The following is an 18,412-nucleotide window of genomic DNA, read 5'->3' as shown; positions in this document are numbered from 1 at the left end:
GTAAATATTTTCCACTTATATAAAAAATGAACACAATATAAACTAAGCGTATTGAGTTCACGTGTCCCCAAACACCTGAAAACACCTGGAGACTTTGATTATACTTAATCAACTTAAACAATATTCACTCCTGACGGTAATTCTCCTCGCCGGTTGTAGCGACCCTCTGAAGGGCCGTATCGATATTAATTCCATAACTGAATATGATGAAATTCCACCAGAAATTACCTTTGTCACAACTCCTGGGACAATGAATGGTAATAACAACTTTACGCTCAACTACACTATTACCGATGATAACTCAGGCGTTGCTAATGCGAAGATTCTCTATACTCCAGACTTCAACAATACAGACTATGTCGAATTAACAACTGTTGCTGGTTCAAGTGAAGAAATAAATTTCTGTGTTCCTAATAAGAATCATCCAGCTCCGGCTTTTAAGATCATTGCAAGAGATGAAGCAGGTAATACTTTTGAAAAAGAACTCGGCGTTGATGGTTCTAATTTCTCTATTAACTTAGATACTGATCCATCAATTCCAACAATTACCTCAAGCCTTGGAGTCTTAACAAAGGATCAACCAACAACTCTGAACCTTAATAGTTGCTCTATTAACTTATGTACTGGCGATGCTGTTTATTTTGAATCACCAACTCAAACAAAATATGTACTTGCTAATACAACAGGCACTCAACCTGCTCCAGGTGATGCAGGATGGATAGATTGTGAAACCGCCCTAGCAAGTGGTTATCTTCAAAATAACTTCCCTTCTGAAGGAACACATACTTATCACCTATGGACAAAGACAGAAGATATTGATGCAGACAGTGTAACTCCACTTAGTCACGTTTCAAGCGCAAGTTCAACTATTGCTATTACTTATGATAATACTGCTCCTCAAGATAATACGGGAACAGGGTTTCTCTTTGATAATGATGTTGAAATTGTTGGTGATAACTTACCTGTTCAATGGTCACTCTTTACTGATCAGCAAGTAGTAAGCCATCGAATTGAACTCTATACAGATAGCATCTGTGATCCTACAAACCTATATAATAGCTATACAACTTCTAGTGCGGCCATCACTGACAACACAAATATTGATGGTGTTGTTGATGGACAGTACTGGGCAAAAGTTATTGCAATTGATCATGTTGGCCTTGAAGGTTCCTCAGCCTGTTCACTTGATAGTGTTTTTGTCGATGCAACACCTCCAGTTGATAATGGTGCAGATCTTCAATTCAATGACGCTCTTGATGCTGATGGTGATGATATCTCAATCTCATGGGTGGCATTTAATGACTTAACACTTACAAATCACCGCATTGAAATCTTTAGTGATTCTACATGTAGTACTTCGGTAGGAACATTTCTAACCAATAGTACTACTAACACTGATTCTGGTGTCGTGGATGGATTAAATACTGGTAACTACTGGGCAACAGTTACAGCAATTGATGGAATTGGAAGTGAAACAACTTCTGCTTGTTCAACTGATACTATCCGCGTCGATAAGGACTCACCGATTGATAATGGAGCTAATCTACAATTTGCTGATCTTTACGAAGCTGATGGAAATAATGTTTCTGTTACGTGGACTGCATTTAGCGATCCGGATGGTGTCGTCAATCACAAACTCTACACTTACACTGATAGTAGCTGTACCAATGGTGAAACCGATCATGGATTTACGACGAATGGTACTAATGCAAACTCAACAATCATTACAAGCGTACCTGATGGACAGTACTGGGCAATTGTCGAAGCCTTTGATCCAGGAGCAAATAGCACGAAGTCAGCCTGTTCAACTTCGTTTACATATGTTGATACAACTGCACCAACAGAAGGAACTACAGATCTACAATTTACTCTAGCATATGAGAATACAGGAAATAATATTGCCGTTACATGGGGAGACTTCTCTGATCTAACGCTAAAAGAATATCAACTCTACACTTACACAGATAGTTCTTGTAGTACCGGTGTAATTGATCATGGCCTAACAGGCTCTACAACAGCAGCATCAAGTATAATATCAGGACTAACAGATGGTACTTACTATGGACAAGTTAGGGCCCATGATCAGATGGGACTCTCGACCTTATCAGCATGCTCAAGCGATGCAATTGTCATTGACCTAACTGCTCCAACAGATAACACAGCAGATATCCAATTCACAAATGCATATAATAACTCAGGCGACAACGTTAATGTCTCATGGACAGCGTTTGATGATACTAATTTAAGTGACCATAGGATTTATACTTATACAGATGGAGCATGTAGCTTGAATCAAGACGACCATGGACTTACAGGAAGTGCGACAAATTCTGATGGTGCCATCATTGATGGACTAGCAGATGGTGTTTACTATATTAAAGTTACGGCCATCGATCTTGCAGGGAATGAAACAACATCAGCTTGTTCAACTGATACAATTACAATTGATACGACAGCACCTGACACTTCATTAGCTAATTTTCAATTCACAGATGATCGTGATATCGATGGAAATGATATCGCCGCAACATGGACCGCTGCAACTGACTTAAATGGTATAGTTGATTATCAAATTTTAACTTATACAAATTCAACCTGTTCCACGGGAGAAACATCCCATCCATATATTGGAAGCAATACCACTTCCGATGCAGTGACAATTGATGGACTTGCAGATGGTACCTACTATGCAAAAGTTAGAGCACAAGACAGTGCTGGTAACACTTCTGAATCACCTTGTTCGACTGATTCAATTATAATTGATTCGACGGCTCCGATAGTAGGTCCAGCAGACATTCAATTTGCCCTTTCTCATGAAAACACAGGTAATAATATTGCAATTTCATGGACTGCCTTTGATGACTTAACTTTAAGTGATCACGAGATCTACACATATACAGACTCAGCATGTAGCCTTGGTCAAGTTAATCATGGCCTAACGGATTCAACAACTAATAGCTCGACTCTAATTACGGGACTTGGTGAAGGAACATATTACGCGAAAGTAAAGGCCCATGATCTTATGGGATTTTCAACTGAATCAGCATGCTCGACGGATTCAATCATTATTGACCTAACAGCTCCAACAGATAATACAGCAGCTATTCAATTTACAAATGACTATAATAATACGGGAAACAATCTCGATATCAGCTGGACAGGTTTTACTGATACTTACCTAAGTGATTATCGAATTCTTACATACACTGATAGTGCCTGTAGCGTAGCTGAAGCTGATCACGGTCTAACTGGTGATACAACAGTAGCCAACAATACAATTGTCGATGGACTAACAGATGGTGTTTACTATGCAAAAGTAATTGCTTATGACCTTGCAGGAAACTCAACAGAATCGGCATGCTCAACTGATACTATTACAATTGACTTAACTCCTCCAACAGATGCAACAGCAGACCTTCAATTCACCGATATCTATGATAATGATGGTAACGACATTGCTGTTACATGGACAGCTTTTACTGATCTAAACAGTGTTATTGACCATCAAATTTACACTTACACTGACTCTGCTTGTACACTAAATGAAATTATTCATACACCTACGGCAAGTGGAATAAATTCAGACGCCACGACAATTGATGGACTCACAGATAATATTTATTATGCAAAAGTTCTTGCCTACGACAGTGCTGGGAATACGACATTATCAGCATGTTCAACGGACTCTATCGAAGTTGATACAACTCCTCCAACAATTGGAACGAGACAAGTTGTCGGTACAGTTGTAACTGGTCAACCTCTAGGGCTTTTTAACTTAACTGATTGTAATGATGTAACAGAAGTTAAGATCACAAAAGGTGCAGGATCTCCTCCTCTTGCAACAGATAGTGGATGGCAAACTTGTGATACGGTTAACTACTCAATGACATATAATGACTTTGAGGTTGGAGCAAATAATCTACAGTTCTGGATTAAAGATGTAGCGGAGAATGTTCAACCTTCATTTATTGCACATCAAGTATTCTTCAACCCTCCACAATTAACAGTTGAGAACGGGCCAACAATCAATACTAATATTGCAGATGTTTCAATCGATTATTGCGCAGAAGCTGGTATTACGAGAGTTATCTTTAAAGATGTCGACGGCCAACCACTAAGTTCCGACACAGACTGGCAACCATGTTCAACAGTAACAGGTGCCCTTAAGTCTTATATACTAACTCCAGGAGATCACACCCTAAAGGTATACTTAGATTATGACGGCGATATTTCCTTAAATGCTATTGATCTCCCTGTTCGCTATGAGCCAACTATTAATTGGGAAGAATCACCTGTTATCAATCGTCCTCAACTATCTTTTACATTAGAAAATTGTACTGGCACAGATGAAGTTTTAATAAACCAGGGAACTCAACCACTAGCAACAGATGGAACATGGCAAGCTTGTTCAACTGCAACAGGAGCAATCTCTCACACACTGACAAGTGAAGGTGAGCAGAGTTTAAACTTTTGGTTTAAAGATGGAACTGGTGCTGGTGGAACAGTTCTTGATGATTATATTCAAATCACAGTTAATTTTGTTCCTCCTAGCGCTTATATTGCAGCAGGAAATGATCTCGACACACCTGATCCGGCCATTACAATTGATTCATGCGACGGTGTGACAAAAGTTATTACGAATATTCATTCATTATTCGAATCAGCACCTCTTAATACAGACTTCACGGGATCTGGACAAGACTGTACAACAGCGATGAATGCTAACACTTCTCCAACTCTACCAAGTGAAGGTGTCCATCAAATTGATGTATGGTTTTATTTTGGAAGTGACGGATATGTACTCGATCCTTGGCATGAAACGATTACAGTTCGTTATACTGCTAATGATACAACTCCTCCTCCTGTTCTTATTGGTGATGGAGCAGCTGTTCCGCTTGCTATGAGTTTAGAAAATGGAGATGCAAGCTCTCCTCCAATTCTCTTAGACAGTGCTTCGAGAGCATTATTCACTCTAAATACATGTCAACCTAACCCTCCTATTGCAATGACTGGAACAGCGACAATATCAGCAGATTCGATCGAAGTAGTGGGAAGTGGAACTTTATTTACAACAGAAATTAGCGTTGGTGATTATATCAATATTGGTGGAGAAATTATTAAGGTTGCTGCGATTACGACAGATACAGCCTTAGAGTTAGTATTCCCACATGAAGTGGGAGCAACAAATGCTGCGCTAACAAAAGAGTCACCAAACGATAATATATCAGAAATGATTATTACCACAAGCGCTACAGCACCTGCTGCGGACAGTACAGATTGGCTAGCATGTTCTACTGACACTGAAGCTTTAAAGTCAAAGTCACTTGTACCAGATGGTGTTTATGACCTCTACGCTTGGTTTAAAGATGAGAGTGGAAATGTATCAACTAATAGTCTTACACAACAAATTGAAGTACAAGCAAATGGTGACACAACTCCTCCACCAAGGCCTGAAATAATCGTTGAAGGTGCACCTGAAGTGGCAACAGCACCAGTTAATATGACCGTTGTGGATTGTACAGATGTTGATCAAATATATCTGAAACCATCAGAATACCCTAGTGCCTATGTTGCACCTGATGCTGATCAATCAGGTTGGCAAGATTGTAGTGAAGTCACAGGTGCGCTAGAGTATAGTGTTGATAAGATTGGTTCATATACAATTTCAGCATGGTTTAAAGATGCAGCCGGTAATATTAACGATACTCCTCGCGATGTCTCATTTATCTTTAATCCGTCACAAGGTAATTATCCAGCACCAGTTGCTTACTGGACAATGGATGATATTCACAACAAAGAAAAGAGATATATCGATTCATTTGGAGATAGTCACCTAACCTACTGGTCAAGTAGCAATGTTTCGACGGCGACAGGGCAAATTAATCAGGCAGTTCAACTAAGTGGAACCAATAGTTATCTCGTAACACCGAATACACTTACCCTTAGGCCTGCAACAGCTGTTTCAATGTCTCTTTGGGTTTATCTAACAAATAGTGAAGCGGCAACTAAAGTCATCGCTGGTAATATTGAAGATGGTGTTGGTGGCTATGGTTTTAAACTCGACAGTGGTAATCTTGAATTCTATGCAAGTGGACAAACAGCTTCTGTAGCAACAACAAGCTATACAACAGGATGGCACCATATAAGTGGTACTTCAGATGGACGCTATATTAATATTTTCGTTGATGGACAACTACAAAATACAACTGATCTAGGTTCACCGGCCAATCTCGTTTATGGTTGCCCAACTTTATTTGCAATCGGGTCTAATGTTGACTGTAGCGATTCTCCTGTAGCCGCAAATGGTTTTGATGAAAAGATTGATGAAGTTGCAATTTGGAATAAGTACTTATCAGAACAAGATATTCTAAATATTTATATTGATACATTTAATAAGTACAAGATTAGTCAAAACACAACAACGCCAGCAGATATTGCATCAGCTACATTCTATGGAGAGACCCTACAAAATACAAAACTCACAATTGACTCTTGTGGTGATAATAAATTCATCTACATTGATGAAACAACTCACCCACCGACAGTTGATACTCCAAGGTGGCAATTATGTCGTGATGTTATTGGTAATGCCATTAATACAAATCTTATACAAGGTCCACATGAATTAAAGATTTGGGGTAAGGATCAATTTGATAATATAACAGACAGCTACTTCATTGTTGATACAACAGTAACATCTGTTAATTACCACAAACCAAGTATTCTCCACTACACAATGGATAATGATCATATCTCAGGTTCACAAGCTTTTGAGATGAGGTCAGGATATCATGCAATTAATAATGGAGCGACTCCTTCTGTCGCTGGTATTCAAAATGAATCTTATCGTTTTGTAAAAGCTAGTAACACATTTTTAGAAACAAAACATGCAGCTATATCTCAAGTTGAAGATGAAGTATCAATTTCAATTTGGGCAGACTTAACAGCAAATGATAACCGAAAACAAGTTATTGCAGGAAATAGAATGAGTGGCCATGGGTACTCAGTCGAAATTGATGATAGTACAAATGAATTAAAGTTTATTGTTGAAGCTGGTGGTTCTTCAAGAGAAGTTTCGATAGCCACCAATTCTTATATCAATGGTTTCCATAATATTATTGGTACCTATGATGGGCAGAATTCAATCCTCTACCTAGACGGACAAGAGGTTGCTAGTGTTGACCATGGAACAGTAGAGGCCATCACATACTCATGCCTAGGTTCATTTACAATTGGTGCTGGTGCTACATGTAATAATGGTGCCGTTACTGGAACTCATTTTGACAATGAGATTGATGAGGTTTTAGTTTGGGATAGTGCCCTTTCTTCAACTGTTGTCTATGAACTTTTCACAGGACAAGACACAATCCCTCCTCTAGCAGTTCCAGTAACGCCAAGAGATAATCTATTTACAATTGATATTCCAGTAGCAAGACTAAATGTTTCCGACTGTAGTGATATCGCGAATGTTTATGTTGCTCTCGATAACACAAAACCAACAAAAGGTATTGCTAATTGGCAGACCTGTTCAACATCAGGAAACCTAGTTAAATCGAGCTTGTTAGAGATCGGGGCAAATGATTTGAAAGTTTGGTTTATGGATGCTGCTGGTAATATATCTGAGACATCAACAGACCTAACAATAACTTATAATTATAACACTGATGCTGGTATACCAGACTCATACTACAGCTTAGACGCTGTAAACAAAGATGGGACAACGATATATGATGTTGTTAGTAGTTTCCATGGAGAGAACTATGGGTCAATTGAGTCATCTGGTATCGCTGATGAAGCCATAACCTTCAATGGAGTAGCAGACTATATTGAAGTTCCTTATGATGCTTCATTTGCTCCTAGTACAGAAGTGTCATTATCAGCCTGGTTTAATGTGGATAGCTTTCCTCTCACAAGAAAAGTAATCGCTGGTAATTACAACAATGGTGGTTACGAAATTGCACTTGATAATGGCGTTGTCGAATTTAAAGTCCAGGCACTTGGTTCAAGTCAGGTTGTAACATACCCAACATCATCACTTACAGCTGGCCAATGGACTCACGTTGTCGGTATTTGGAATAACGGGGCAATAAGATTATTCATTAATGGAATTGAAGAAGCCAATATTGTTGTTGCCGGTAGTGGAAGCATCGATTATGCACAAAATAACTCATTTCTAATTGGAGCCGCTCCAACAGCAGATACAGGAGCATCAGGAAATTACTTTGATGGAAGTATTGATGAAGTTTCATTTTACCGTGTGGCGCTAAGTGATACTGTTGTAAACACACTATTTGAAAGACAGTCTAAAGGCGACAAGGCTTATTACGATATCACTCCACCAGAGATCCCAGTAAACTTAAATATCATCTACTATAATTCACTAGTTTCTCGTGCGAACCTCACTGTTACTGACTGTACTGGACTCGATTATATTATTATTACTAAGAATGAGTTTCCACCAGATAAAAATGATGAAGACTGGCAGCTATGTAATACGCTAACAGGTGGTACCCTTTCAAAAGAACTAGATCCTACTGATGCCTATGCAAAGTTTTGGACGAAAGACTTATTTGGAAATATCTCTCAAACATTCGAATATGTCCCTATTGTAACAAATACAGATAAACCGATCTCGAGGCCAGTCGTTCACTGGACATTTGATGATGCTCACTATGACTCAACAAACAACGAGGCCCTTGATCGCATCAGTCGTCTTAAGCTTAAAAACGAAGGATATAAAATTGTTCTAAGTGATCCAGGTAATGATAGCTGTACGGGAACGTTACAGCACGACAATACAATCCATCCTACGACAGCAAGTACTAACGGCGTGCTTAATAAGTCAATGCTCTTTGGTAATGAAAGAATCATGAGAGTTAAGTCGCCAGAAAACTCAAAAATGAAACCAACAAAAGAAGTTTCAGTAGCTGCATGGGTATATTTAACAGGGTCCTCTACGAATGATAACAATCATATTGTCTCAACAGACTACAATGGCAAAGGTTGGTCACTAAGACTTGAAGGTGAAACTGTTGATGACAAGGGGCTGCGTTTCACTGTACATACGGCAGCTGGAACACTAGAGCCATATCTTGAAACAAAAAATTATGAAACAGGTTGGCACCTTGTCGTAGGTACTTACGATGGCCAAAAGGCCTCTCTCTACTTTGATGGTATCTTTGTAAAATCATTCTCCAATGCCTCCCCTTCTCCAATTATTTACGAAGCGGGATTGAGTGCGTTCGTTGGATCACAAGCATCTCTTGGAGATGAACCAACTAGAGGAAAATCATATTATCAGGATTATTCATTTGGATGTAATATTGAGCCAATTGAAAATAGTTATTTTGAAGGTGAAATTGACGAAGTAATTATTTGGGATACAGCAATCTCAGGACTAGAGGCATCTTCTCTCTACCATAATGGTGCTGATATTCTTTATGAATCAGATACCACAGAGCCATCAGTTCCTACACTAACTTTAGAAAATACGAGACCTGAATTATATGCAGGAAAAGCATATTTCACAGTTTCAGATTGTAATGATATTTCCGGTGTTCTCGTAAATGAGGGAACAAGACCAGACAAACAAGATGATCGTTGGCAAGTATGTCGAGAACGTCGTGGGTCATTTGGACTTGAAGACTTAAGTGATGGTGGACATACAATTACAACTTGGTTTAAAGACCTTGCTGGAAATGTAACAAGTACATCAGCAGACATTGTCGTCAATCAAACGACAACGGCTACAATTCCTTATGCAAATGCATACTGGCCACTTGATGAAACATCATCAATTGATCGACGTTCTGTCGATGTTGTCGAATTTGGTGTTCATGACTTGATTGAAGTTAATGTCGATACAGACAGTAATCCTACAGCAACACATACAACAGGTACAGTTAACGATGCTATCAATTTACAAGGTAGTCAGTCTTACTTAACAACAAAGAGTACTATTCTCTTAACACCAGTAAACTTTCTATCAGTTGGTGGCTGGTTCTACTTAACAAATTCAGATACATCAACAAAAATGTATATCGATAGACATGTCTACAGTTCAACAACTAGTCGTGGAGGTTACGCCCTTTACCAATCAGGTGGACAACTAAGATTCAAACTAGAGCTTGATATTGAAGGAACAATTAATTTAGCAACGCCAATGTCAGGTATTTCTACTGGATGGAATTACATTGTCGGAACATTTACTGACCAAGAAGTTATTCTCTATGTTAATGGAGTTCAAAAAGCGACTTCTGGAGAATTTGAAGAACAGGATTATGTGCGATATGACATCAACACGGACTTCCGTGTTGGAGCTGAATCTAATCAACTTCGACCGACAACAAACTTTCTTAATGAAAGAGCTGATGAAATTCAAATCTGGGGATATGATCTAACGTCAAGTGAAGTGGCTACATCATACACAAAAGGGCTTTCAGGAAACCCACACATAGATACTCTTGCAACACCAAAAGATGTCGACAATGCCTATATTTACTTCCACAGTCTATATGGCCCATATGCGAAAATGACTCTTCTAAATTGTGATAAAACTCCTTGGGTATATATTACTTATCAAGGAGCACCTACTCCAAGTGCTGCTAGTAAGGACTGGCATCGTTGTAGTACTTCTCCAGGGGCCCTACTATCAGAAAAGCTACCGACTGGTACAACTTATGTAGATGTCTATGCTAAGAATGCATATGGAGTTATCTCATCATTGCCAGGAACAAAGGAAATTGATCCAATTCCAGCTATTGCAGACTATGAACTCGTCAAACCTGTATATCACGCATCTTTTAACGATGGAACAATTTCAGGTACAACACTTATTCACCCACCATCTCAAATTGGTGCAACAGTAAGTGGCTCTCCTACTTTAAACTCGACAAATGAAGGTGGTGCATACGACTTTGATGGAGCAAACGACTTTATTACTGTAAACGACAGCTTTGACTTTGAGGCAAGGTATAACTTCACTATCGCGACTTGGGCATATATTAATAATGCAGAAACAGCAACGAGATATATTTTTACAAAAAGAAACTCAAAAGACGATATTGCGCTATTTATCGCCAACGGAAACCTTAACTTCCGTGTCAATGTCGTTTCACCAACGACTTACTCGAGGAGTACTGATGATATTGTTTTAAGTTATCCACTTGATCTAATTAAGTCTGGAAACAATCATATTGCGGTTCAATATGACGGGCAAAAACTCTACCTTTATCTAAACTCGAATTTAGTTGCTACGGAAGATCCTGGTATCAGAAATTGGTCTACAACGGCCAAACGAAAAGTCGATTTCGACTATATTACAGGTTTCTATATTGGTGATAATACAACAAATGATAACCATGTTGGATTCATTGATGACTTTATGGTCTTTAATCAAAACTTAACATCAGAACAGCTTTATTATCACTATAAACGTTATATTGATGAAGTTTATCCAAGTGATACGACACCACCAGCGACAATTCCAAATATCTCCGTACTAGGCTCGACATTTGGAACGAATTGGCCATCTAAAACACCAAATCCACTTTATAGTATAGATGACTGTACAGACATAACAGGTGTATATGTAACCATTGATGGAGCAGCAGCACCAACAAATACAGATACTGGATGGCAGAGTTGCAACACTGCTGAAGGAACAATTAGCTCCCCAACACTTACACCAGGTGTTCACTCTGTTTACTTCTGGTATCGAGATGCTCGCGGTAATATTGCACCAGCACAAAGCATTATTGTTGAATACACAGACCCTGTACTACCACAACCAATTGCTTATTGGACTTTTGATAAGAATACTAGAATCAGCAATAATTACTACGATTCTTCGAATCAAATCAATATGTCGAGTTTTGGAGCAAATATCAACACTTCTGCAAAGATGGCAGAAGGTATAACAACTGATGGATCAAGAAAGTATCTTAAAACTAATTATGACGCGAGATTAAAGGTAACAGACGAGTTTACTATAGGTTTCTGGCTTGACCATGATCTAAATGGTTGGAACTATGGAAGTGATGATACAGACCGTGTTTTAAGTATGAGAGGTTCCCTACCTGGAGGATTCGAATTATATGTAAGTTGTGATAGTACAAGCTGTCTTGAAGATGATGACTACTTTAATTTTAGGGTTAATATTGATAATGCTGATTATGTATTCGATATACCAAGAGATCAATTTCCATCGACTTGGGCCTATATCATCTACTCTTTTGATGGCCGTTTCCTTCGTTTTTATAGCAATGGTGTCCTATTAAGAGAAAAAGACCTTGGAGAAAAATTTCAAGTAACATATGAGCCAACAGAAGAAGTTCCTCTTGTTATTGGAGCTAAACCAAATGAGCATGAACAAATATCAGATTACGGTGAACTTTCAATGGATGACCTTGCCATTTGGGACAAGGCCCTAAACAATGATCAAATCACAGAACTTTATACAAGCTTTGTAAATGCCAACACAAGACATTTTGACCCTGGCCTAACTGTTATAACGCCTCCAGATACAAGGGCCACAATTTATAACCCAGGCTTTAAATCTTTTGGTTCAAGAGTTAGACTTACAATGAGTGACTGTACCAATACAAATATGATCCTCGTTTCGGACTCAACAGTACAACCTGCAGACGATGATGAAAACTGGCAACCTTGTAATACAATTTCAGGGGGGATTTTAAGTGCCCCGCTACCTTCAGGTACAATAACCCCTAGAGTTTGGGCAAAATCATTTACTGGAGAAGTCTCTGCTGCTTCAGGAACAGCTAACTCTCAATCCCTTACAATGCAAACATATGCAAGTGATATCCCACGTCCACAAGTACACTGGTCATTAGACTCAACGACATCAGGTGCTTATGCACATCCATATATTTATGACAATATTGCACAAGCACATGGAGAGCTGGATGCCACGTCACCACCAGAATCAACTGAAACAAGTGGTGCAGATTCAGTAATCGAGAAAGGATTCGATTTTAACGGTATTGATGAATTTATTAAAGTAAAGCCTGATGGAAACACAAACCCAATGTATACGATGTCCATTTCCGCATGGGCCGAACTTGAAAAAGGAGAAGGCTCTTATCGCTATATCGCAGGTAACATTCAAAACGTTGAATCTTCATCAGGAAAAGGTGTTGGACTTAGAGTTATAAATGGAAAATTACAATTCTACATTTCGACTGAAACACAAAATTACTCATCATCTGGCTCTAACCTATTTGTTGAACTTGATACAAATATTTATGATACAGGACTTCACCATATTGTTGGAACATTTAATGGTAAGAAGATGGAACTCTTCCTTGATGGAGTTAAAGTCGCTGAAAAATACGCACAGTTATTTGATGGTGGAACACTAGAAATCTATCACGATGATTATAGTTACTGGAATATCGGAGCAGATACAGGATCTCATCAAACGGCACAAAGTAACTCATTCTTTAGAGGTGTCATTGACGATATCATGATTTGGAGTTCTGTACTTACAGAGCAAGAAGTTTATTATCTATATGAATATGGTTCTGACCTTCTACCAACAACACTTGCAGACGGCATACCACCTACTGATCCAGGAATTGAAATTCATGAAAATTTAACAACAACATCATCTCCTTGGGCATTTTTTACGATGCCAGGTTGTACTGGAGACAATGGTATTTTAATTAATGCAGTTTATATAAACTCAGCAGTTGATCCAGCTCCAAATAAAGACGATCTAGGTTGGCAGCTATGTACAGAAGACGAGGGCTATCTAATCTCTCAACTTCTCACTAGAGGTGATAATAGCGTTACTGTTTACTTCAGAGATGAAGAAGGTGATATTTCATCATCAACAACATTTAATATCACATATAATCCACCAGAATTAATTCAGCCAATAGCATATTATAACTTCAACCCTGAAGCTCAGCCCTCAGATTACCGTTTTGAAGATATTGTCGGTAAACTTGTAGTCGATACAACTTCTGGTATGGGAACGGCATCATCACCGATTGAAGGAAATGCTCTAAGCGATGGTGGCACATGGCACGACTGGATTTCTCGTTCATATTCATTTGAATATGACTTTGTTCGCGACTTCACAATTTCATTTTGGCATATCCCTATTGAACCAGGGCTTTCGGATGACGATGACCAAGAAGGACTATTATTAAAAACAGGTCAGCTTGAAATCAAAAGAACTGTCTCGAATAATATTCAGGTTAGTATTCCTTTTACGACTATAACGACACCACAATCTCTTATTCCAGAGCAGTGGTCACATATTGTTGTGAAGCGAGAAAATAGAACATTAAATATTTATGTCAACGGAAAACTATTATCTTCCGCAAGAACCACACCTTTCAACTTATCTAGTAAAGCAGAGCAGATGACTTTTGGTGGCCCAATGGGAAGCTATGATGAACTTGTTTTCTATGATGCACCATTGTCAGATGATCAAATTGGCTATCTATACTTCAAAGGTAATAACAATGAGCAAGTTGATCTCATGCCTCTAAACTATGTAGAAGCTCCTATTCCAGATCATTATTGGAATTTTAATAATGCTCAATACTCAGGCTCGAACCTTGCAGGTGTAACAAGTAATGTAAACCTTGAAGCTATAAATGGTGTAACAACCGGAAGTCTTGATTCAATTGAAGGAGAGGCCTTCACTTTCACAAGATATGAAGATATTTTAGCTGGTGACGGTGGAAAGAACACTGTTGGGCCAAGACAATTTTTAAGATCAGACACGGTATCACCTATTAATCTTAACTCTGAATTTACAATGTCTATGTGGCTTAAAATGCCAAATATATCTGATTCGACTTGGCACGAGGATGATGACAAAATGGTAGTTATTGACCAATGGAGTCCAGAACTTGCAGAGCAAGTATTTCTCTTAAGATTCACTTATTCAAGTGGCACTTCTGGTACATATAATCTGACTATGAAGAACTCAAATACAATTCTTCCAAATCATACAATTTCAACATCTTCCATTGATGTATCAGCATGGCATCATCTTGTTATCAAGCGAGAAGGTAGAAAAGTTGCGATATTTATAAACGGACGCGAGTATGGTTCAAAAATGATTTCAGAGGGAGCTACAATTCAGAATAATGCTCTCTCAAATCCTCTTAGAATTGGAGAAACAGGACTGAGTGGATTAAGAGAAATTGTCGGTACAGTTGATATTGCAGCTGGCACAACAGCTATTACTGGAACGGGTACAAATTTCGAAGACAGTTTCTATAATTACATCCAAGGGCAAGTATCTGTAACAGCAGGTGAAGTAAATGTTGTAGGAACAAATACTCGATTTGTCGCGGATCTTTCTGTTGGTGATAATATTATTATAGCAGGTGAAGCACACAGTATTGCTTCAATTACAGACAATACAAATTTAACACTTAATGCAAATCACACCTTAGGTGCGACAAATGAATATGTACGACGCGTTCTGACAGGTACAGTATCTATTACAGCTGGTGATACAATTCTAACTGGTACCGGAACTGATTTTACAACAGCAGGTTTTAATGGAGCATCATACATTACTTTTGGTAATGAAATTGCAAAAATTCAATCTGTTGATAGTGAGACTCAAATTACTCTTGCTGAGCCGGCACTTATCACCCAAACAAATGTACCGATTGAAAGTACAAGCTATATCAAACTGATCAAGCTTGGCGCAGAAGTATTTACACATTATGCAATCAACAGTGCAACATCTATCACTCTTCAAGAACCACATGTAGCGGGAGCAACGGCCTCGAGAATGTGGGTAACAAAATACCAGCATAATGATGAGCATGGATTCGATGGAAGTATTGATGAGTTTGCAGTTTGGAGTAAAGCACTTAACTTTACTCAAATTTACAAATTATATGAGAAAGGACTTGCAAATCAACCGATAACAACTGTTCCAATTGTGACATTTAATGGTGTTGGCTCAACAACAAATGACTCAACAATTGAACTAACATTATCAGACTGTGGAGAATTCACAGATGTGTGGATTGGATCAAGTCTTGACTCTACTCCAACAGATGCGACTCCAGGCTGGGTTGCGTGTAGTGATATTCCAGGAGCACTCAGCTCAGGGGGACTAACAGCTGACTCGCTAAATACGATAAAAGTATGGTTTAAAACAGGTACAACAGTAAGTTCATATACATCAACTTATGATATTACACATGAGACAGGTGATTTAACGCCTCCAACAATCCCTGGTATTACATTAGAGACAACAAGTCCAACAAACTCCCCTTTCGCTAGATTCTCACTAGATTCTTGTAATGATATTGATGGTGTTCTTATTAATCTAACAGGAACTACTCCAAATAAGATCAATCCAGATTGGAAGAACTGTACAACGATTGAGTCAGCAATGCGTTCTCCAGTGCTCACAGAAGGTGCGAATACAATTAGCGTATTCTTTAAAGATGAAGCAGGAAACGTAACGGCAAGCTCTGACTTTGCACTTTCATTCGAACCAAATGCAATTGCCAAACCAGAATTATATTTAAACTTCAATACTGAGAATATCTCTGAAAATATACTTATTGATGAAGTTAACGATGGCCTATTTAGTTCTTCAACAGCACCTGCACTTGTAAGTAGTACAGTAGAAAGTGAAGCAGCAGACCTAACTGGAGTGGACTATTTCGAAGATATTTCTCAATTAGTTACAATTACATCTGACCTAACAATTTCATCTTGGATTAACATAGCTCAACCGGCTACCTATAGTATTATTGCAGACCAATGGAATACAACGTTAGCAGAAAAGAAATTTAGAGTATCAATTGATAATACCGGACGTATTTGTTTCCGCTTCCAAACAATCAATAGTATTGGAGAATGGGGTACGAGTACATACAAAGATATTTGTTCATCAGGTAAAATTGAATTTGGACAGTGGGGACATATTGCAGTTTCTCGTTCTGGAAGTAACGTGACATTCTACTTCAACTCGAAAGTTGTGGGGTCTTTCACTATTGATTCTGGCGATCTGATGGCATCACCTCTTCCTCTTAGAATTGGAGCTAATGAAAGAGGTTATGCTAGCCAAGGTCTTATTGGAAGTATCGATGAAACGGCTATCTGGACAACAGCTTTAAGTAGTCTTGATATCGAATACCTCTATGCAAAAGGCCTAGAGAGGAAGCCTATTATTAATAAATTACAAGTACAAGCTCCTCCAATTGAAGATTACTTCTGGGGATTCGAGTCAACAAATTACCTAGCACCTGTATTAACAGCAGAAATTGGAGGGGTGAACCTTACAAATGTCGCTTCAACAACACCAACCTCTGCAACATATAATCCATCTGCACAAATTGGAGAAGCCTTCGATTATGCAAATGAAAACTTATTTGAATCAAATAGTAACAGCATTGATCTTGGTACTGATTTTACAATTTCAACTTGGTTTAACTTAACAGATGACACAGATGATGAAGGGACAATTCTGAACAAGTGGAATGCGGCAGATGTTGATGAACAAGAGTTCAGACTATATACAAATAATCAGTATGTTAATTTTGCTTACCACGCGACTTCAACGGCCGCAGACACATACCCAATGACAGGATTTGACACGATGACATCACTTAATCAGATTCCTGCATCAACTTGGGTTAATGTCATTGTGACAAGAAGAAATAATATCATTCGCATGTATATTAATGGAGAATTAGAAACGTATAAAGAAATCGGAACAGAGGCCATGAAGAATATAACAACTGTACCACTGCGCTTTGGTGGAGTTGAAACAGGCGGAACAAACTTCTTTACTGGAACAATTGATAATACGAGTATTTGGAAAATGCCAATTAGTAAGTCACAAGCTAAGTATATCTACCAGCAGGGTATAGCGAATCTTGTCAACCCTACAAATCCTGTAGTTAGTGTTGGAAATATTTCAAATACTGTGGCAAATAAAAATACATACCTATCCCTTTCTGATTGTAATGGTAACACTAAGTTTATCGTTCAAGACTCTGCTTTAGCTGCACCAGCTGCAGCAACTCTATCAGATGATTGTAGCGAGGATGTGAGAGGAATTTTTACAAACGCGCTTCCTGCAACATCAGATACTCTTCATATTTACTTAGGAGATGGTGCCTCAACAGTTGAAGGGCCATATCCTGTAAACATCATTTACGCTCCATAATACCGCCTGCGAGAAAAGGTGCTCTAAGGCACGTTTTCGTGCAGAGTGGGATATCGAATCCCTAAAGCAAGCAATACGAATTATTAGTTTTACAAAGTTCGGGTTTAAACAAGAAAAAAGGCAAAAAAAAAGCCTCCGGTACGGAAGCAAAAAGATGGTGCCCAGAAGACTGACCTGCGGCAAAATGCAAAGCATTTTGAAGCTGAGTCGGCCAAACGAATGAGGAAG

1 protein-coding gene is annotated in these 18,412 nt (G+C 38.6%); it reads left to right on the top strand.

Going from position 1 to position 18,412, the window contains the following annotated elements:
• Nucleotides 1-94 precede the first annotated feature (94 nt).
• Nucleotides 95-18,184: a LamG-like jellyroll fold domain-containing protein gene (locus tag ACRXC1_RS01805; RefSeq protein ID WP_433656038.1), complete on the top strand. Its 18,090-nt coding sequence runs from the start codon at nt 95-97 to the stop codon at nt 18,182-18,184.
• Nucleotides 18,185-18,412 lie beyond the last annotated feature (228 nt).

This window comes from Halobacteriovorax sp. GFR8 (genome assembly GCF_050955245.1).
Classification (GTDB): Bacteria; Bdellovibrionota; Bacteriovoracia; order Bacteriovoracales; family Bacteriovoracaceae; genus Halobacteriovorax_A.
The sequence above is the reverse complement of the archived record's forward strand: the minus strand, read 5'-3'. Positions and strand labels throughout refer to the sequence as shown.